The sequence below is a fragment of the Lelliottia jeotgali genome, assembly GCF_977070485.1.
The window spans coordinates 95,685-115,456 of the sequence record NZ_CDRVFO010000007.1 but is presented as its reverse complement, the minus strand read 5'-3'; the positions used below and the strand labels follow the sequence as shown (position 1 = coordinate 115,456).

Below are 19,772 nucleotides of genomic sequence, written 5' to 3'. Positions count from 1 at the left end.
TGAGGAAAAAGTACCGATGGCTATCAGCATGACAGAAGCCGCCGCCAACCACGTGCGGCGTTCCCTCGAAGGGCGCGGCAAGGGCGAGGGCATCCGCCTGGGCGTGCGCACCACCGGTTGCTCGGGCCTGGCCTACGTGCTGGAGTTCGTCGATGAACTGGCGGACGAGGACACCGTGTTCGAGAACCATGGCGTCAAGGTGATCATCGATCCCAAGAGCCTGGTTTACCTTGACGGCACTGAGCTGGACTTCGTCAAGGAAGGGTTGAACGAAGGCTTCAAGTTCAACAACCCCAACGTACGCGGTGAGTGTGGCTGCGGCGAAAGCTTCAACGTCTGAGGCTGGCTGTGGGTACTCCTTGTCATTTCGCTCTGTTCGACCTCCAGCCGTGCTTCCGGTTGGACCTCGACAAGCTGGCCACTCGCTATCGCGAGCTGGCCCGCGAGGTTCATCCTGACCGCTTCGCCGACGCTTCCGAGCGTGAGCAGCGGGTAGCGCTGGAAAAATCCGCCGCCCTCAATGACGCCTATCAGACCCTGCGCAGTGCCCCGCGCCGTGCCCGCTATTTGCTGGCCATCGGTGGCCACGAGGTGCCTCAGGAAGTCACGGTCCACGACCCTGACTTCCTGCTGCAGCAGATGCAGTGGCGCGAGGAACTCGAAGAGCTGCAGGACGAAGCCGACCTCGACGGTGTCGCCGTGTTCAAGAAGCGCCTGAAGGCTGCTCAGGAACAGCTCAACGAGGATTTTGCCGCCTGCTGGGATGTGCCTGCCGAGCGCGACAAGGCCGAGCGCCTGATGCGCCGCATGCAGTTCCTCGACAAGCTCGCCCAGGAAGTGCGCCAACTAGAAGAGCGCCTCGACGATTAACCCGGCGTTGCCCGTGATGACGCCTAAGGTATTCAGATAAGCATGGCCCTACTGCAGATCGCCGAACCCGGTCAAACCCCCCAGCCGCACCAGCGTCGCCTGGCGGTGGGCATTGACCTGGGTACTACCAATTCTCTGGTCGCTGCCCTGCGCAGCGGTCGCAGTGAACCCCTGCCCGATGCGCAGGGCAACGTCATTCTGCCCTCCGCGGTGCGCTATCTGGCTGGCCACAATGAGGTCGGCCTGGCAGCGCGTGAAGCTGCCGCCAGCGACCCGCTGAACACCGTGCTGTCGGTCAAGCGCCTGATGGGACGTGGCCTGGCCGACGTCAAGCAACTGGGTGAACAGCTGCCGTATCGCTTCATTGGCGGCGAGTCGCACATGCCGTTCATCGACACTGTCCAGGGGCCGAAGAGCCCGGTGGAAGTGTCCGCTGATATCCTCAAGGTGCTGCGCGAGCGCGCCGAAGCGACCTTGGGTGGCGAGCTGGTGGGTGCGGTGATCACCGTGCCGGCTTATTTCGACGATGCCCAGCGTCAGGCGACCAAGGACGCAGCCAAACTGGCTGGCCTGAATGTGCTGCGCCTGCTCAATGAGCCGACCGCTGCTGCAGTGGCCTATGGCCTGGATCAGAATGCCGAAGGCCTGGTGGCCATCTATGACCTGGGCGGCGGTACGTTCGATATTTCTATCCTGCGCCTGACTGCAGGTGTGTTCGAGGTACTCGCCACCGGTGGTGACACCGCCCTGGGGGGCGATGACTTCGATCACGCCATTGCCAGCTGGATCATAGAGCAGGCCGGCCTGTCCGCCGACCTCGATCCTGCTACCCAGCGCCAGCTGCTCCAGGCCGCCTGCGCCGCCAAGGAAGCCCTGACCGACACCGACGTGGTCAGTGTCAGCCATGGCGCCTGGCAGGGCGAGCTCAGCCGCGCCGCTTTCGAAGCCATGATCGAGCCTCTGATTGCCCGTAGCCTCAAGGCCTGCCGTCGTGCCGTGCGCGACAGTGGCGTCGAGCTGGATGAAGTGGGGGCGGTGGTCATGGTGGGTGGTTCGACCCGCGTACCGCGTGTGCGTGAAGCAGTAGGTACGCTGTTCGGCCGTACCCCGCTGACCTCGATCGACCCCGACCAGGTGGTGGCCATCGGCGCCGCCATCCAGGCTGACACCCTGGCCGGCAACCGCCGCGAAGGCGGTGAGCTGCTGCTGCTCGACGTCATTCCGCTGTCCCTTGGTCTTGAGACCATGGGAGGGTTGATGGAAAAGGTGATCCCGCGCAACACCACCATTCCGGTGGCCCGCGCGCAGGAGTTCACCACGTATAAAGATGGCCAGTCGGCCATGATGATTCACGTTCTGCAGGGTGAGCGCGAGCTGATCAGCGACTGCCGTTCGCTGGCGCGTTTCGAGCTGCGTGGTATTCCGGCCATGGTTGCCGGCGCCGCGAAAATCCGCGTGACCTTCCAGGTCGATGCCGACGGTTTGCTCAGCGTCGCGGCCCGTGAGCTGGGTTCCGGCGTAGAAGCCAGTATCCAGGTCAAGCCATCCTACGGCCTGACCGACGGTGAGATCGCACGTATGCTCAAGGACTCCTTCGAGCACGCAGGCTCCGACAAGCAGGCGCGTCAGCTTCGTGAGCACCAGGTCGACGGCGAGCGCCTGCTTGAAGCGGTCCAGGGCGCCCTGGACGCTGATGGCGAGCGACTGCTCAGCAGTGAAGAGCGCGAAGCCATCGAGTTTCAGATGCAAGAACTACGTGATTTGCTAACCGGCACCGATGGCCCTGCCATCGAGCAACAGACCAAGCGTCTGTCGCAGGTGACCGATGCATTTGCCGCCCGTCGCCTTGATTCGACGGTCAAAGCCGCACTGGCCGGGCGCAACCTGAATGAGATCGAGGAGTAACCGATGCCGCTGGTGACATTCCTGCCGCATGAGAAGTTCTGCCCAGAGGGGCTGAGCGTGGAGGTCGAGCCCGGGACCAATATCCTGGAGCTTGCCCACGACCATCACATCGAGATGGAAAGCGCCTGCGGTGGCGTGAAGGCCTGCACCACCTGCCACTGCATCGTGCGCAAGGGTTTCGACTCGCTTGAAGAAGCGGACGAACTCGAAGAGGACATGCTGGACAAGGCCTGGGGCTTGGAGGCGCAATCGCGTCTCGGCTGCCAGGTGGTCGTCGGTGATCAAGACCTGACCATCGAGATCCCCAAATATTCGCTCAACCACGCTGCCGAAGCGCCCCACTGAGGATTTTTCAATGAGTCTGAAATGGGTTGATGTACTTGAGATCGCTATCCAGCTTGCAGAAAGCAAGCCGGAAGTCGATCCTCGTTATGTGAATTTCGTCGATCTGCATCGCTGGGTGCTGGCCTTGCCGGAATTCAGCGACGATCCGTCACGCGGCGGTGAGAAAGTGCTCGAGGCCATCCAGGCGGCCTGGATAGACGAAGCCGACTAAGCGTGACGCTGCAGGTTAGGCAATCCCCTGGAACCCGCGTATAATTCGCGGGTTTAATTTTTCGCAACACTCATATTCTGGAGTTTTCCATGGCTGTTCAACGTACTTTCTCGATCATCAAGCCTGACGCAGTTGCCAAAAACGTCATCGGCAAGATCACCACTCGCTTCGAAGAAGCCGGCCTGAAAATCGTTGCTTCGAAAATCAAGCAACTGTCCAAAGCCGAAGCCGAAGGTTTCTACGCTGAGCACAGCGAGCGCGGCTTCTTCGGTGACCTGGTTGCCTTCATGACTTCCGGTCCGGTTGTCGTTCAGGTTCTGGAAGGCGAAAACGCCATCGCTCTGAACCGTGAGCTGATGGGCGCCACCAACCCTAAAGAAGCTGCTGCCGGCACCATCCGTGCTGACTTCGCCGAGTCGATCGACGCCAACGCCGTTCACGGTTCGGACTCCGAAGCTGCTGCTGCTCGCGAAATCGCTTACTTCTTCGCTGCTACCGAGGTAACCACTCGCTAAGCGAAAGCTTACGGGTGAGGGTGAATCCATGACGACATCTACTGGCAAAATCAACCTGTTGGGCCTGACCCAGCCGGAAATGGAACAATTCTTCGACTCTATTGGGGAGAAGCGCTTCCGTGCCGGCCAGGTGATGAAATGGATTCACCATTTTGGCGTCGATGATTTCGCCGCCATGACGAACGTCGGCAAGGCCTTGCGCGAAAAGCTCGAGGCTGTTGCCGAAATTCGCCCACCGGAAGTGGTCAGTGAGGACATTTCCGCAGACGGCACCCGCAAATGGGTGATCCGCGTTGCCTCCGGCAGCTGCGTCGAGACCGTCTACATCCCAACCGACGATCGCGGTACTCTGTGCGTTTCGTCGCAAGCCGGCTGCGCCCTGGACTGCAGTTTCTGCTCCACCGGCAAGCAAGGCTTCAACAGCAACCTCACCGCCGCCGAAGTGATCGGCCAGGTGTGGCTTGCCAACAAATCCTTCGGGACCGTCCCGGCCAAGATCGACCGCGCGATTACCAACGTGGTCATGATGGGCATGGGCGAGCCTCTGCTGAATTTCGACAATGTCATCGCTGCCATGAAGATCATGATGGATGATCTGGGCTATGGCATTTCCAAACGTCGCGTCACCTTGTCCACCTCCGGTGTGGTACCGATGATCGACGAACTGGCCAAGCACATCGACGTGTCCCTGGCCCTGTCGCTGCATGCGCCGAATGACGAACTGCGCAACCAGCTGGTGCCGATCAACAAGAAGTACCCGCTGAAGATGTTGCTGGAGTCGTGCATGGGCTACATGGCCACCTTGGGTGGCAAGCGCGTGCTGACGGTCGAGTACACCCTGCTCAAGGACGTCAACGACCAGCCCGAGCATGCCGCGCAGATGATCGAACTGCTGCGCGATGTACCGTGCAAGATCAACCTGATCCCGTTCAACCCGTTCCCGCATTCCGGTTACGAGCGCCCTAGCAACAACGCTATTCGCCGCTTCCAGGACTTGCTGCATCACGGTGGTTTCAACGTCACCACCCGTACCACCCGTGGCGATGACATCGATGCCGCCTGTGGCCAGCTGGTCGGCCAGGTCAATGACCGTACCCGCCGCAGCGAGCGCTATATCGCCGTACGTCAGCTGTCTGCCGACGCCGAGCTGCAAGACAGCGCCGTGCGCCACTGAGTCCGGGCCCGCCATGAGCCTGCGCGCCGCGCTGTCGATCCTTGCGCTTTCGCTGCTGGCCGGCTGCGTGTCGGGTGGCGCGAGCGACCCTCTTGCCACTCATCAGGGGCGCGTGGAGGCGGGGCGTGCTTACGTGCAGCTTGGGCTTGGCTATTTGCAACAAGGTTTGACCGAGCAGGCCAAGGCTCCGTTGGGCAAGGCACTGGTACTCGATGCCAAGGATGCCGATGCCCACGCAGCCTTGGCCCTGGTGTTTCAGGCCGAAGGTGAAGCTGCGCTGGCTGAGGAACACTTCAAGAAAGCGTTGTCGGCAAGCCCCGGTGACACGCGAATTCGCAACAATTACGGCAGTTTCCTATATGCTCAGCAGCGTTTCGCCGAAGCCGAGCAGATGTTTCGCCTGGCCAGCGCCGATACCCTGTATCCTGAACGTTCGCGCGTCTACGAGAACCTTGGCCTGACAGCCCTGGAACTCGGCAACCGTGACCAGGCGCAGGCGTATCTGAGCAAGGCCCTGCAACTCAACCAGCGGCAACCCAGGGCGTTGCTGGAAATGGCTGAGTTGTCCTACGAAAACAGGCATTATGTGCCGGCACGGGGTTTCTACGATCGTTTCAGCCAGTTGAGCGATCACAATGCCCGTAGCCTCCTGCTGGGCAGCCGCCTTGCCCGGGTGTTCGACGAGCAGGGCACACAGGCCGAACTGGGCCAGCAATTACAACGACTTTATCCCGGTACGCCGGAATATCAGCAATACCTGTCGGAGCAACGATGAAAGCCGCGCATCCCGAAGTAGCAGCAGCGACTGGCCAGAACCCCGGTGAATTGTTGCGCCAGGCCCGCGAAAGACGGGAGTGGTCGCAAGCCGAGGTGGCCCGCAAGCTCAACCTCACCGTAAGTTCGCTGAACCACGTGGAAACCGGTGCCTTCGACAAGCTGCCAGGGCATACCTTCGCCCGTGGCTACATCCGTGCCTATGCCAAGCTGATGGACATGGACCAAGCGCCGCTGGTCGAGGCCTTCGACCAGTACACCGGTACCCACGCCAAGGGCAGCGACGTACATTCACTGGGCCGCATCGAAGAGCCGGTGCGCCTTTCGCACAACATCCTGCGCGGTGTCAGCCTCTTGCTGCTGGTTGCGGTGGTCGGTGGCAGCTTCCTGTGGTGGCAGGACCAGGGCAGCCTGCGCGGCAAGGACCTGGCCAATATCGCCCTGGAGCATGTCGAGGTCGAAAGCGCCGACGGTACCACCCAGATCCACCCGCTGGACGAGCCTGAAGACCAGGCGGTTACCTTAGGCCAGCAGGGCGAAAGTGCGCCGCTGCCGCTGGAGCAGGCACCTGCCGAGCCGGTTGCCGAGGCCAGCAGCGAGGCCGCCCCGGCTGCCGCAGCAGCCGCGCCGGTCCAGCAGGCGCCTGCACAGGCTGAAGCGGCTGCGCCGACAACGGCAGCACCTGCTGCACCAGCCACGCCAGCCGCCCCCGTAGCCCAGGCCGCTCCTGTTGCGCCTGCCGCCAGCGTGCCGGCCATTGCCTCCGAGCCTGCCGCCGTACCGGCTGGCAGCGCCAAGGTTGCAATCCAGTTCACCGCCGATTGCTGGACCCAGGTGTCCGATGGCAACGGCAAGGTGCTGTTCAGCGCCATCAAGCGCAAGGGCGACAACCTCGAGCTGACCGGCAAGCCGCCGTTCGCGGTGCGCCTGGGCTTTGCCCGCGGCGCCCAGGTCAGCTACAACGGCCAGGCCGTCGATGTTGCCCCGTTCACCAGTGGCGAAACCGCTCGCCTGAAGTTGGGACAGTAAGTCATGCACGGCGAATCTCCGATCAAACGTCGCGAATCCCGCAAAATCTGGGTCGGCAATGTGCCGGTGGGTGGTGATGCCCCCATTGCGGTGCAGAGCATGACCAACACCGACACCAATGATGTCGCCGCCACCGTGGGCCAGATCCAGCGTCTGGTCGATGCCGGTGTCGACATCGTCCGTGTTTCGGTGCCGGACATGGACGCCGCCGAGGCGTTCGGCAAAATCAAGCAACTGGTCAGCGTACCGCTGGTCGCCGATATCCACTTCGACTACAAGATCGCATTGCGCGTGGCCGAACTGGGTGTCGACTGCCTGCGTATCAACCCGGGCAACATCGGCCGCGAGGACCGTGTTCGTGCTGTGGTCGACGCCGCTCGTGACCGTGGCATTCCGATCCGTATCGGTGTCAACGCAGGCTCCCTGGAAAAGGACCTGCAAAAGAAATATGGCGAGCCGACCCCGGCGGCGCTGGTCGAATCGGCCCTGCGCCATGTCGAGCACCTCGACCGCCTGGATTTCCAGGACTTCAAGGTCAGCGTCAAGGCCTCCGACGTGTTCATGGCCGTCGAAGCCTACCGCTTGCTGGCCAAGCAGATCATCCAGCCGCTGCACCTGGGCATCACCGAGGCCGGTGGGCTGCGCTCCGGCACGGTGAAATCCGCCGTCGGCCTCGGTATGCTGCTGGCCGAAGGCATCGGCGATACCATCCGCATTTCGCTGGCGGCCGACCCGGTCGAGGAAGTGAAGGTCGGCTACGACATCCTTAAGTCGCTGCACCTGCGTTCGCGTGGCATCAACTTCATCGCCTGCCCGAGCTGCTCGCGGCAGAACTTCGATGTGGTCAAGACCATGAACGAACTGGAAGGGCGCCTGGAAGACCTGCTGGTACCGCTGGACGTGGCGGTGATCGGTTGTGTGGTCAACGGCCCTGGCGAAGCGAAGGAAGCCCACGTTGGCCTGACCGGCGGCACGCCGAACCTGATCTACATCGACGGCAAGCCGGCGCGGAAACTGACCAATGACAACCTGGTCGATGAGCTGGAAAAGCTCATCCGCCAGAAAGCGGCCGAAAAGGTCGAGGCCGACGCGGCGCTGATCGCCCGCGGCTGACACACAGATTCGTAAGGACTTTTCGTGAGCAAATCGCTGCAAGCCATCCGTGGCATGAACGACATCCTGCCAGAGCAGTCGCCGCTGTGGCGCTACTTCGAAGGTACCGTCGCCGGGCTGCTGGACACCTATGGGTACAGCCAGATCCGCACGCCGATCGTCGAGTTCACCGAGCTGTTCAAGCGCTCCATCGGTGAAGTCACCGACATCGTCGAAAAAGAGATGTACACCTTCGAGGACCGCAACGGCGATTCGCTGACCCTGCGCCCTGAAGGCACCGCTGCCTGCGTACGTGCAGTGCTCGAGCACGGCATCACCGGCAACGGCCAGGTGCAGAAGCTGTGGTATATCGGCCAGATGTTCCGCCACGAGCGTCCGCAAAAGGGCCGCTACCGTCAGTTCCACCAGATTGGCGTCGAGGTGTTCAACCTGGACGGCCCGGACATCGATGCCGAACTGATCATGCTGACCTGGCGTTTGTGGGGCCTGCTGGGCATCCAGGATGCGGTCAAGCTCGAGCTGAACAGCCTGGGCACCAGCGAGGCCCGTGCCCGCTACCGTGACGCGCTGGTCGAGTTCCTCTCGGCGCGCCTGGAGCAACTCGACGAAGACAGCCAGCGCCGCCTCAAGAGCAATCCGCTGCGCATCCTCGACAGCAAGGACCCGAACACCCAGGCGGTGCTGGTCGGCGCGCCGAAGCTGGAAGACTACCTGGACGAAGACTCCCGCGTGCACTTCGAGGGCCTCAAGGCCCGTCTGGATGCCGCTGGTATCCCGTTCGTGATCAACACCAAGCTGGTGCGCGGCCTGGACTACTACAGCAAGACCGTGTTCGAGTGGGTCACCGACAAGCTTGGCGCCCAGGGCACCGTCTGCGCAGGCGGCCGCTACGATGGCCTGGTCGAGCAGATGGGTGGCAAACCGACCACCGGCGTTGGTTTCGCCATGGGTATCGAGCGCCTGATCCTGCTGCTGGAGACCCTGGGCAAAGTACCGGCGTCCATCAACCGTCAGATCGATGTCTACCTGTGCGCCTTCGGCGAACAGGCGGAGCTGGCTGGCCTGCGCTTGTCCGAAAGCCTGCGCGACCGGCTGCCGGGCTTGCGCCTGGCGGTCAACGCCGGTGGCGGCAGCTTCAAGAGCCAGTTCAAGAAAGCCGACAAGAGCGGCGCGTTGTTCGCCCTGATCCTGGGCGACGATGAGCTGGCCAAGCAAGAGATTGGCCTCAAGCCCCTGCGTGGTCAGGGCGAACAACAGAACATTGCCTGGGATGCTCTGGCTGAGCACCTGGAAACCGCGATCGCACAGGCGTAACGCGGTTCAACAAGCGAATAGGCGAAAAGGAGTATTGGGGTGTCGAGTACCGATGATGATGACCTGGCAGGGGTCAAGGACTGGTGGAACCGTAACGGCAAACCACTGCTGACCGGTGCGTTGCTGGCTGGCGTGGTGGTGTTGGGCTGGAACACTTGGAACAAGTACCAGGACAACCAGTCGCAAGGCGCATCGCAGCTTTATCAGGCCCTGCTTGAAACCAGCCTGACGCCGAGCGGGCAGCCGGATGCGACCAAGGTCGCGGAGCTTTCCGGCAAGCTCAAGAGCGAGTTTGGTGGTACCGCCTACGCCCAGTACGGCAGCCTGTTCGTGGCCAAGGTCGCGGTAGAGAGCGGCAAGCTCGACGACGCCGCGGCTGAGCTCAAAAATGTGCTCGACAAGCCTGCTGACGACACCCTGGGCGAAATTTCGCGCCAGCGCCTGGCACGCGTGCTCGCGGCCCAGGACAAGGCTGAAGATGCGCTCAAGCTGCTCGACGGCGACGCCGACAAGGCGTTTTTGGCCAGCCGTGAAGAATTGAAGGGCGACCTGCTGGTGCAGTTGGGTCGTGCCGACGATGCCCACAGCGCTTATGAAAAAGCCAAGGCCGCGCTGTCCGATGAGGCGGCGGTCGGTGGCCTGCAACTGAAGCTGGATGACTTGGCCAAAGGGGACGCGTGACGTGATCGGTTGGAAACAAGCAGCAGTGCTGACCCTGGCCGTACTGGCCGCAGGTTGCAGCAGCAACAGCAAGAAGGAACTGCCTCCGGCCGAGCTGACCAAGTTCACCGAAGAAGTGGTACTGAAAAAGCAGTGGAGCCGTTCGATCGGTGACGGCCAGGGCGAGACTTACAATACCCTGGTGCCGGCCATCGAGAACGACCGCATCTACGCCAGCGACGTCAATGGCGAAGTCTTCGCCCTCGACCGCATTACTGGCGACGTAGTGTGGAAGCAGGATCTGGAGCTGCCCGTTTCCGGCGCCGTCGGCGTTGGCTATGGCCTGGTCATGCTCGGCACCCTCAAGGGTGAAGTGATTGCCCTGGACTCCAGCACCGGTGAAGAGCGCTGGCGCTCCCGCGTAACCAGCGAAGTCCTGGCGCCGCCTGCCAACAACGGTGACGTTGTGGTGGTGCAGACCCAGGACGACCGTCTGATCGGCCTCGATGCCGCTACCGGCGACCGCCGCTGGATCTACGAGAGCACCCCGGCTGTACTGACCCTGCGGGGCACCGGTGCGCCAATCGTCACCAACCGTCTGGCCGTTGCCGGCCTGTCCACCGGCAAAGTGGTCGCGGTCGACATCAACAACGGCGTGCCGGTGTGGGAGAGCCGTGTGGCGATCCCGCAGGGCCGTTCCGAGCTGGACCGTGTGGTCGACATCGACGGCGGCCTGCTGCTGTCCGGTGGTACGCTGTACGTCAGCACCTACCAGGGCCGTGTAGCGGGCCTGGACCTGGAAAGCGGCCGTGTGCTGTGGCAGCGTGATGCCTCGAGCTACGTGGGTGTCGCCCAAGGTTTTGGCAACGTCTATGTCAGCGAAGCTTCGGGCAGTGTCGAGGGTGTCGACGAGCGTTCTTCCAGCGCACTGTGGACCAACGACTCGATGGCGCGCCGTCAATTGTCGGCGCCGGAAGTGTTCTCCAGCTACGTGGCTGTAGGTGACTTCGAAGGTTACCTGCACCTGCTCAGTCAGGTCGACGGCCGTTTCGTCGGCCGTGAGCGTATCGACAGCGATGGCTTGCGCGCCCGGCCCCTGGTGGTCGGCGACACCATCTATGTCTTTGGCAACAGCGGCAAGCTCGAGGCACTGACCATCCGCTGAAGCTATGCTCAAGGCCACGACAGGTCTTGAGTTGCGGCGTAGGACACGCCGCCCGAACTCCGGCCGCTGCCTTGCAGCGGCCTTTGCATTTTCAAGAATTCAAGAGTGGAGAGCCGCATGGTTCCCGTAATCGCCCTGGTGGGACGGCCGAACGTCGGCAAATCCACCATGTTCAACCGCCTGACCAAAACCCGCGATGCCATCGTGGGGGACCTGTCGGGTCTGACCCGTGACCGCCAGTATGGTGATGCCAGCTGGCAGGGTCGCTCCTTCATCCTGATCGACACCGGTGGTATCACCGGTGACGAAGTGGGCATGGATGAGAAGATGGCCGAGCAGTCGCTGATGGCCATCGAAGAAGCCGACTATGTGCTGTTCCTGGTCGACGCCCGCGCCGGCATGACTGCCGCCGATCAGATGATCGCCGAGCACCTGCGCAAGCGGAACAAGTCGGCCATCCTGGTGGCCAACAAGATCGACAACATCGACGCCGACGTCGCCCGCGCCGAGTTCTCGCCGCTGGGTATGGGCAATGCCATTCCGGTGGCCGGCTCGCAGGGCCGAGGCATCAATCAGTTGATGGAATCGGTGCTGGGCCACATTCCTCGCGACGCTGAGGAAGAAGCCCTCGACCAGGAGGTTGCCGAAGGCGAGGAAGCGGTACGCATCCCCGGCCCGAGCGAAAAGGATGGCATCAAGATCGCCATCATCGGCCGCCCCAACGTGGGCAAGTCGACCCTGGTCAACCGCATGCTCGGCGAAGAGCGCGTGGTGGTCTACGACCAGCCGGGTACCACCCGTGACAGTATCTATATCCCGTTCGAACGCGATAACGAGAAGTACACCTTCATCGACACCGCTGGCGTGCGCAAGCGCGGCAAGATCCACGAGGAAGTCGAAAAGTTCTCGGTGGTGAAGACGCTGCAGGCGATCAAGGACGCCAACGTGGTGATCTTCGTCATGGACGCCCGTGAAGGTGTGGTCGACCACGACCTCAACCTGCTGGGCTTCGCCCTCGAAGCGGGCCGCGCCATCGTCATCGCCCTGAACAAGTGGGACGGCATGGAGTCGGGTGAGCGCGACTACGTCAAGACCGAGTTGGAGCGCCGGCTGTTCTTCGTCGACTTTGCCGACATCCACTTTATCTCGGCGTTGCACGGCACCGGCGTGGGTCACCTGTACAAGTCGGTGCAGGCCGCGTTCAAATCGGCGGTCACCCGCTGGCCAACCAGCCGCCTGACACAGATCCTCGAAGATGCCGTCAGTGAGCACCAGCCACCGCTGGTCAACGGCCGCCGCATCAAGCTGCGCTATGCCCACCTCGGTGGTGCCAACCCGCCGCTTATCGTGATCCACGGCAACCAGACCGAGAAGATTCCCAAGTCGTACTCGCGTTACCTGGAAAACACTTACCGCCGGGTGCTCAAACTGGTCGGTACGCCGATCCGTATCGAGTACAAAGGCGGTGAGAACCCGTACGAGGGCAAGAAGAACACCCTCACAGACCGCCAGGTCAACAAGAAGCGCCGCTTGATGTCGCACCACAAGAAGGCCGAGAAGAAGCGCCGCGACAAGCGCTGACAAGCGGCAAACTTCAAGTCGCAAGCTGCAAGAATGAGCGGACGCTGATACATGTCGCTTTTTCTTGTGGCTTGGAGCTTGTAGCTTATAGCTCTCCGTCCCCCAGGAAAGAGGGCTCCATGATCCGCAGCAAACTGCCGAACGTCGGCACGACCATCTTCACCACCATGTCCCAGCTCGCCGTGCAGACCGGCGCGCTCAACCTTTCCCAGGGTTTCCCCGACTTCAATGGCCCGCAGGCTTTGCTCGATGCGGTTGGCCGCCATGTGTCCGCCGGGCATAACCAGTATGCGCCGATGACCGGCTTGCCGGCCTTGCGCCAGCAGGTGGCGGCCAAGGTCGAGCGCCTGTATGGGACCAAGGTCGATGCCGATCAGGAAGTGACTATCACCCCGGGCGCCACCGAGGCGATCTTCTGTGCCATCCAGGCGGTGATCCACGCGGGCGACGAGGTGATAGTCTTCGACCCCTGTTACGACAGTTATGAGCCCTCAGTGGCGCTTGCCGGCGGTCGCTGCGTGCACGTTCAACTCAGTGATGGCGACTTCCGTATCGACTGGCAGAAGTTCAGCGATGCCCTGAGCCCGCGCACGCGCATGGTCATCCTCAATTCGCCGCACAACCCCAGTGGCGCGCTGATCACGGCTGAAGACCTGGACCAGCTGGCACGCCTGATCGCTGATCGCGATATCTACCTGGTCAGCGACGAAGTGTATGAACACCTGGTCTACGATGGCGTACGTCATGCCAGCGTTCTGGCCCATTCAGAGCTGTACCGCCGGGCGTTCGTGGTCAGTTCGTTCGGCAAGACCTACCACGTGACCGGCTGGAAGACCGGCTACGTGATCGCGCCACCTGCCTTGAGCGCGGAGCTGCGCAAAGTGCATCAGTACGTCAATTTCTGCGGAGTCACACCGCTGCAGTGTGCACTCGCTGACTTCATGGCCGAACACCCTCAGCATCTCGACGAACTACCGGGTTTCTATCAGGCCAAGCGCGACCTGTTCTGCGACCTGCTCAAAGGTTCGCGCTTGAGCTTTACCCGCACGGCCGGCACCTATTTCCAACTGGTGGACTATTCGCAGATCCGGCCAGACCTGAACGACGTCGAAATGGCCCTTTGGCTCACCCGTGAGCACGGCGTGGCGACAATTCCGGTGTCGGTGTTCTACCAGCAACCCATCCCCGAGCAACGCCTGGTACGCCTGTGCTTTGCCAAACGTGAGGAGACGCTGCGTCAGGCAGCGGAGAAACTATGCGCGATCTGAGTGCACTGCCCAACCTGAAAATCGCCCTTGTGCAAACGACCCTGGCCTGGCACGACCGCGAGGCCAATTACGCGCATTTCGAGGTGTTGCTCGACCAGGCTGGAGATGCCGACCTGGTGATACTTCCCGAGATGTTCACCACTGGTTTTTCCATGGAATCGGAAAGCTTGGCCGAGCCCGAGAACGGCCCGACCTACAAGTGGCTCAAGGCTCAGGCCAAGCGCATCAACGCAGTGGTTACCGGCAGCGTGATCATCCAGGCCGCCGATGGCAGCCACCGCAACCGCTTGTTGTGGGCGCGCCCGGACGGCGAGATTCTGCACTACGACAAGCGGCACCTGTTCCGCATGGCGGGTGAGCACAAGCATTACACCCCGGGTGAGCGTCAGGTGCAGTTCGAGATCAAGGGCTGGCGGGTACGCCCGCTGATCTGCTACGACCTGCGTTTCCCGGTGTGGAGCCGCGATGCGCAGGATACCGACCTGCTGCTGTACACCGCGAACTGGCCGGCTGCGCGCCGCCAGCACTGGAACCGGCTGCTGCCGGCGCGGGGCATCGAAAACCTGTGTTTCGTGGCGGCGGTGAACCGGGTGGGCACCGATGGCAAGGGTTTCGCGTATTCGGGCGACAGCCAGGTGCTGGATTTCCAGGGTGAAAGCCTGCTCAGCGCGGGCGAGGCAGACGGGGTGTTTACGGTCGTGCTGAGGGCGGCGGAGCTTGCCAACTACCGCACCCGCTTCCCGGCCAACCTGGATGCCGATACCTTCGAGCTGCACTGAGCCAGCACCGGCCCTATCGCCGGCAAGCCGGCTCCCACAGGTAAACCACTGTATTCGAGGGCAGTGGGATACCTGTGGGAGCCGGCTTGCCGGCGATAGGGCCGGTGCCGGCTACATCAATCCCTGATCAGTAAACATCCCGCCGATAACGCCCGTCTTCGATCAACTGCTCGACCATTTCTTCACCGAGCATGCCCTTGAGTGCCACATCAACACCGGCCGCCATCCCTTGCAGGCTGCCGCAGACATACACATAAGCGCCATCGGCAACCCAGCGCTTGAACTCTTCAGCCTGCTGCAGCAACACATCCTGCACATACACCTTCTCTGCCTGATCCCTCGAAAACGCGAGGTCCAGGCGTGCCAGGTCGCCGCTCTCCAGCCAGCCTTGCAGCTCATCGCCACACAGCAGGTCATGCGCGCGGTTACGCTCGCCGAACAGCAACCAGTTGCGCTGCTCGCCGGCATTGATCCGCGCCCGCAGCAGGCTGCGCAGGCCCGCAAGGCCAGTGCCGTTGCCGATCAGGATCATCGGCGCGGCGCTTTCGGGCAGATGGAAGCCACTGTTGCGCCGCAGACGCAGGTTAAGGGTGCCATCGACTGGCAGGTACTCGGTCAGCCAGCCAGAACCCAGGCCAAGGTTGCCGTCGGGGTGACGCTCCTGGCGCACGATCAGCTCCAGCACGCCATCGCTGGCGATTGAGGCGATGGAGTATTCACGGCTGCCGATCGGTACCAGCGCATCGACCAGCGCTTGTGGCTGCAAGCCTATCAAGTGGTCCCGGCGGGTTGGTAGCTGGCGGCCTGCCAGAGCCTGGCCGAGGGTCTCGTTCAGGCCCTGAAGCTGCACAGTGGCGTTGGCGTCGACGGCCATGCCGCTGAGGAATGCATCCACGCGTGGCTGGCCATTGAGCGGCAGAACTTCTACCAGGTCACCGGCCTCCCAGCTAGCGGGCTCTTCAGAGCGCAGGCCGATCAGGTATACCGGTTGTCCTTGACTACCTGGATTGAGCAGATCGCGGCTTACCAGGTTCCAGTTGCCAAAACTTGGCGGTTGCCAGGCAGCCATGGGTTGAGCGCCAGTCAGCTGCGCCAGCTCCTGTTGCCATTGCTGCAGGGCCGCCGGGTCGGCGTTGTCCACTTCCACCGGGCTGAATGCCGTGCTGGCGCCGCGCTCGCCGAGCCATGCCTGCAGGCGCCGGGCAAAGCCGCAGAAATGCGGATACTGGCGATCACCGAGCGCCAGCACGGCATAGCTGAGGCCGTTCAGGGCCCACGGCTGGCCCAGCACCTTGCGCTCGAAAGCGCGGGCGCTGTCAGGCGCCTCGCCGTCACCGAACGTGCTGACCACGAACAGCGCACGGCGCGTCTGGTGCAGGTCCTCTTCGCCAAGATCGGCAAGCGCACGTACTTGCACCGGCAAGCCTGCGGCCTGCAGCTGCCTGGCGCTTTGCCAGGCCAGTTGTTCGGCAAAACCGCTCTGGCTGGCAAAGCCGATCAGCCAGCTGTCGCCGTTGCTGGTGGCGCTGTCGACGCTGCCACGCGCGGCGCGGATCTGACGCTTTTTGCGCCGGCGGTCGAGGTACAGCAGCCAGCCGGTGACGAAGAACAGCGGCATGGTCAGGCTCGCGAGGGTGACGATGATCCGCCCCGGCAGGCCGAAGTATTCACCCACGTGCAACGCATAAACACTTTGCAGCAGCTGTGCCTTGAAGGACTTGTCGGTGTAGCGGTCATGGTTTTTCACCTGGCCGGTGGCCGGATCCAGGGTCAGGGTATTGAAGGCGCGTGGGTGCGCGGCGCTGTCGAGCAGGTAGAACAGGCTGGCGGGCTGGCCGCCAGCAGGCGGCAGACGCAGGTTGTACATGGCAAGGCCTGGCCCGGCGGCGTTCTTGAGGTTGGCCCAGATGGCGTCGTAGTCGACCACCAGCGGCGGCGCGTTCTTGTCCATTTTCTGCGGCCCATGGCGGCCACGGCCTTCGCCGCGCTTGTGCTGCTGTCCTGCGGCAGGCGCGTCGGCCAGTAACTTGTTCAGGCCTTCGCGGTACCACTCGTAGGACCAGAACAGGCCGGTCAGCGCGAACAGAAGGTAGAACAGCAGGCACCAGGTGCCGGCAACGGCATGCAGGTCCCAATTGAAGGCGCGGCCTTTTTTTGCCCAGTCGAAGGTCAGCCAGGTGCGCCAGTTCAGGGCTTTGCGCGGCCAGCGCAGGTACAGACCGGAGAGGCAGAAAAATACCAGCATGAGGGTGCAGGCGCCCGTGATCTGCCGGCCAGTGTCACCCATGGCCAAGAACCGGTGCAGGGTGAGCATCAGTTTGAAGAAGTCTTGCCCGGCGGCCTGGCCCTTGAGCTCACCGGTATAGGGGTCGGCGTAACGCAGCTCACCGCGACGCTCGCCCGGCGGGGGTGTGAAGAAGACCCGTGCGGCGTTGCCTTCGCGCACATCGACCCACAGCATCGACACTTTGTCGCCTTGGGCGGCCTCGACCCGGCGCACCAGTTCAGCCGGAGGCAGTACGCCCTGGGCGCGTACCTCGACTTTCAAGACATCGGCGTTGAAGGCACGCAGCAATTCTTCCTGGAACGAATAGAGCGCTCCGGTAATGCCCATCAAGGCCAGCACCAGGCCGGCGGTGATGCCAAAGAACCAGTGCAATTGGAACAGCGTCTTCTTCACCACATCGTTCACCTTGTGTTGCTGCCGCGCCCTGCGCGGGGTGCATTATGCCTTGATACGCAAAAGCCCCGCTCACTGGAATGAACGGGGCTCCGGGTTGCTGCTTTAGAAGTGGACGCTGGTGGTCAGCAATGCAGTCCTGCCCGCCGCCTGGTTGGCGAAGTGGGTGGAAAACGCCTTGTCGTAATACACCTCGTTGGTGAGGTTCTGCACATTCAGTTGCAGGTCGACGTTCTTGGTCAGCTTGTAGGCGGCCATGGCGTCGTAACGTACATAGCTGTCGACCATGGTGGTGTTGGCCACGTTGCCGTAGACGTCATCCACATAGAAGGCGCCACCGCCGACCGTCAGCTTCGGGGTGATCGAGTACGTGGTCCACAGGCTGGCGCTGTTGTTCGGCGTGTTCGGCAACTGGTTGCCGTCGTTGGCCTTGCCCAACGGGCCGCCGTCGATCTGGCGGGCTTGCAGGTAGGTGTAGCCGGCGAACACCTGCCACTTGTCGGTGAGCTTGCCGCTGGCCGACAGCTCGATGCCTTGCACGCGGGTTTCGCCGACGTTTTCGTAGGTGGTGGTGTCCACCTGCACACGGGCGTTTTCCTTTTCGGTGCGGAACAGCGCGGCGGCCAGGGACAGGCGCTCGTCGAGCAGGTCCCACTTGGTGCCGATTTCGTAGTTGGTGGTTTCTTCCGGCTCCATGTCGCTGGCCAGGATGTTGCCACCACGGTCGGTGGTGCCCGACAGCGGGTTGCCTTCGGTACCTTCGCCGAGCATCGCCCCGGGCGGGGTGGCGGAAGTGGCATAGGACACGTAGATGCTACCGTTCTCGGCCGGTTTCCAGACCAGGCCCAATTGGCCGGTGAAGAACTCGCTGGTGTCGCGGCCTTTGGTCGGGACGCCGTTCTTGTTCACCACGGTCGCGCCCGAGGCATCGTAAGTGCGGAACTTGGTATCGAAGTGGTCATAACGCAGGCCCATGTTCAGCAGCCACTCAGGCGTCAGCTCCAAAGTGTCGAAGGCGTAGATTGCGCGGGTCTTGCTGCTGGTCTTTGTGCCAGCGTAGTTGCGCGAGATCGTGCCATCCCAGGCATCGTCGGGGTTCGGGTCGCTCAGCGAAGTACAGCTGCCACCATTGCCCGGGCCGGTGCAGGTGAGCTTGCTGTTTGGCGACACCGTGTAGCTCTGGCGGTCCGAGTCTTCCTTGCTGAACTCGACCCCGGTGGAGAAGCTGTTCTTGAAACCGCCCACGAAGAACTCACCGAACAGGTCGGTCTGGTTGGTGGTGGTGGCAGTGTTGCCCACACGGGTATTGGCACGACGCCATACGCCGTTGTTGTTCACGTTGCCCGCGCTGTCGTCCGGCTGGGTCAGGATGTAGTCCTGCATGCTGTTGCCATGACGCAGGGTGTTCTTGATGGTCAACGAGTCGCTCAGGTCGTGTTCCACGGCGATAGTAGCGATGTCCACACGGGTCTTGCGGAAGTCGCGACCGGTCAGGCCGTAGAAATTGTCGCTGTCACCGCCGTCGATCGGCTTGCTTGGGTGCGCCGAGGTGCGCGCGCTGCTGCCACCGGTAGGGATGCTGTACGGGATGCCCGAATCCGGCAGGTCGTCGCTTTCCAGGTGGTAGTAGTCAAGGTTGACGCGGGTTGGCGTGCCCAGGCCGAAGGCCAGGGATGGGGCGATACCCCAGCGGTCATAGTTGACCTTGTCCCGGCCGGCAACGTTGCTCTCATGGGTCATCAGGTTGAGACGGCCGGCAGCGGTGTCGCTGAACTGGTAGTTGCCGTCAAAGGTGTAGCGCTGGGTCTGGTCGCTGCCCCAGGTCCAGGCACCGTCCAGCGAGTTGCCCAGGTGTGCACGCTTGCTCACCAGGTTGATGGTGCCGCCTGCCGCGCCGCGGCCACCGATGGCCGAGTTGGGGCCTTTGGCAACTTCCACCGATTCGATGGCGAAGATTTCACGGGTCTGCGCACCGGTATCACGTACACCGTCCAGGTAGGTGTCACCCTGGGCGTCAAAACCACGAATGAACGGGCGGTCGCCTTGCGGGTTGCCGCCTTCGCCTGCGCCAAAGGTGATGCCAGGCACAGTGCGCAGGGCATCCTGCAGGCTCAGGGCGTTGGTGTCCTTGATGACTTGCTGGGGGATTACGGTAACCGAGCGTGGGGTGTCCACCAACGGCGCGGTGTACTTCTGCGAGGAGGCCTTTTCGACCTTGTAATCGGTGCTGGCCTGTTCAGCCTTGCCATTGACGCTGGTGGCATCCAGGGTGATGGCGCTGCTGGTAGCCGGATCGGCGGCGTAGACGGACGAAGCGCTCAGAGCGACGCCGATGGCAGACACGATCAGGCGTGGAGAGCTCACTGCAGATGGCACGTATTGACGCATT

General features: G+C 62.5%; 18 protein-coding genes. 16 read left to right on the top strand and 2 right to left on the bottom strand.

Features of this window, described 5'->3' with window-relative positions; all coding sequences use genetic code 11:
- Window positions 1-16 precede the first annotated feature (16 nt).
- The 16 genes from iscA to ACW4TB_RS12530 all read left to right on the top strand — a co-directional run bounded on the left by iscA (window position 17) and on the right by ACW4TB_RS12530 (window position 14,703).
- The gene (iscA, locus tag ACW4TB_RS12605) at window positions 17-340 is read left to right on the top strand and encodes an iron-sulfur cluster assembly protein IscA (protein WP_008092567.1); all 324 of its coding nucleotides are present in this window, start codon (window positions 17-19) and stop codon (window positions 338-340) included.
- Window positions 341-348: 8 nt separating this feature from the next.
- Entirely contained in the window at window positions 349-870 is a 522-nt protein-coding gene (gene hscB / locus ACW4TB_RS12600; protein ID WP_012316143.1) for a co-chaperone HscB, read from the top strand.
- A 42-nt stretch (window positions 871-912) separates the two neighbouring features.
- On the top strand, window positions 913-2,775 hold the full coding sequence (hscA, locus tag ACW4TB_RS12595; RefSeq protein WP_279930628.1) for a Fe-S protein assembly chaperone HscA: 1,863 nt from the start codon (window positions 913-915) through the stop codon (window positions 2,773-2,775).
- A 3-nt stretch (window positions 2,776-2,778) separates the two neighbouring features.
- Window positions 2,779-3,120 carry an ISC system 2Fe-2S type ferredoxin gene (fdx, locus tag ACW4TB_RS12590; protein WP_039604293.1) on the top strand — a complete coding sequence of 114 codons (342 nt, stop codon included), beginning with the start codon at window positions 2,779-2,781 and terminating at the stop codon, window positions 3,118-3,120.
- Between the two features lie 10 nt (window positions 3,121-3,130).
- Complete coding sequence (gene iscX / locus ACW4TB_RS12585; protein ID WP_003248529.1) at window positions 3,131-3,331, top strand: Fe-S cluster assembly protein IscX; 201 nt, start codon at window positions 3,131-3,133, stop codon at window positions 3,329-3,331.
- An 89-nt stretch (window positions 3,332-3,420) separates the two neighbouring features.
- Window positions 3,421-3,846 carry a nucleoside-diphosphate kinase gene (ndk, locus tag ACW4TB_RS12580; protein ID WP_012316140.1) on the top strand — a complete coding sequence of 142 codons (426 nt, stop codon included), beginning with the start codon at window positions 3,421-3,423 and terminating at the stop codon, window positions 3,844-3,846.
- Window positions 3,847-3,874: 28 nt separating this feature from the next.
- Window positions 3,875-5,020: a 23S rRNA (adenine(2503)-C(2))-methyltransferase RlmN gene (gene rlmN / locus ACW4TB_RS12575; RefSeq protein ID WP_012316139.1), complete on the top strand. Its 1,146-nt coding sequence runs from the start codon at window positions 3,875-3,877 to the stop codon at window positions 5,018-5,020.
- Window positions 5,021-5,033: 13 nt separating this feature from the next.
- The gene (gene pilW / locus ACW4TB_RS12570; RefSeq protein WP_012316138.1) at window positions 5,034-5,795 is read left to right on the top strand and encodes a type IV pilus biogenesis/stability protein PilW; all 762 of its coding nucleotides are present in this window, start codon (window positions 5,034-5,036) and stop codon (window positions 5,793-5,795) included.
- Window positions 5,792-6,823: a RodZ domain-containing protein gene (locus ACW4TB_RS12565; RefSeq protein WP_254466439.1), complete on the top strand. Its 1,032-nt coding sequence runs from the start codon at window positions 5,792-5,794 to the stop codon at window positions 6,821-6,823. The genes pilW and ACW4TB_RS12565 overlap by 4 nt, the downstream gene beginning before the upstream one ends.
- 3 nt (window positions 6,824-6,826) lie before the next feature.
- Window positions 6,827-7,936 (top strand): flavodoxin-dependent (E)-4-hydroxy-3-methylbut-2-enyl-diphosphate synthase, encoded by a 1,110-nt coding sequence (gene ispG, locus ACW4TB_RS12560; RefSeq protein ID WP_279930636.1) that lies wholly within the window; start codon window positions 6,827-6,829, stop codon window positions 7,934-7,936.
- Window positions 7,937-7,960: 24 nt separating this feature from the next.
- Window positions 7,961-9,250, top strand: coding sequence for a histidine--tRNA ligase (gene hisS / locus ACW4TB_RS12555; protein WP_012316135.1), 1,290 nt, complete (start codon window positions 7,961-7,963; stop codon window positions 9,248-9,250).
- Between the two features lie 39 nt (window positions 9,251-9,289).
- Window positions 9,290-9,931 (top strand): tetratricopeptide repeat protein, encoded by a 642-nt coding sequence (locus ACW4TB_RS12550; protein ID WP_012316134.1) that lies wholly within the window; start codon window positions 9,290-9,292, stop codon window positions 9,929-9,931.
- Window positions 9,906-11,075, top strand: a complete 1,170-nt coding sequence (gene bamB, locus ACW4TB_RS12545; RefSeq protein ID WP_119687743.1) for an outer membrane protein assembly factor BamB — start codon at window positions 9,906-9,908, stop codon at window positions 11,073-11,075. The genes ACW4TB_RS12550 and bamB overlap by 26 nt, the downstream gene beginning before the upstream one ends.
- 117 nt (window positions 11,076-11,192) lie before the next feature.
- The gene (gene der / locus ACW4TB_RS12540) at window positions 11,193-12,656 is read left to right on the top strand and encodes a ribosome biogenesis GTPase Der (protein WP_012316132.1); all 1,464 of its coding nucleotides are present in this window, start codon (window positions 11,193-11,195) and stop codon (window positions 12,654-12,656) included.
- Between the two features lie 119 nt (window positions 12,657-12,775).
- Window positions 12,776-13,924, top strand: coding sequence for a pyridoxal phosphate-dependent aminotransferase (locus ACW4TB_RS12535; RefSeq protein ID WP_254466437.1), 1,149 nt, complete (start codon window positions 12,776-12,778; stop codon window positions 13,922-13,924).
- 5 nt (window positions 13,925-13,929) lie between these two features.
- Window positions 13,930-14,703 carry an amidohydrolase gene (locus tag ACW4TB_RS12530; protein WP_455842994.1) on the top strand — a complete coding sequence of 258 codons (774 nt, stop codon included), beginning with the start codon at window positions 13,930-13,932 and terminating at the stop codon, window positions 14,701-14,703.
- Window positions 14,704-14,830: 127 nt separating this feature from the next.
- On the opposite strand, the gene ACW4TB_RS12525 is transcribed toward ACW4TB_RS12530, so the two are convergent.
- The gene (locus ACW4TB_RS12525; protein ID WP_455842985.1) at window positions 14,831-17,383 is read right to left on the bottom strand and encodes a PepSY domain-containing protein; all 2,553 of its coding nucleotides are present in this window, start codon (window positions 17,381-17,383) and stop codon (window positions 14,831-14,833) included.
- A 105-nt stretch (window positions 17,384-17,488) separates the two neighbouring features.
- Window positions 17,489-19,771, bottom strand: a complete 2,283-nt coding sequence (locus tag ACW4TB_RS12520; RefSeq protein WP_012316128.1) for a TonB-dependent receptor — start codon at window positions 19,769-19,771, stop codon at window positions 17,489-17,491.
- Window position 19,772 lies beyond the last annotated feature (1 nt).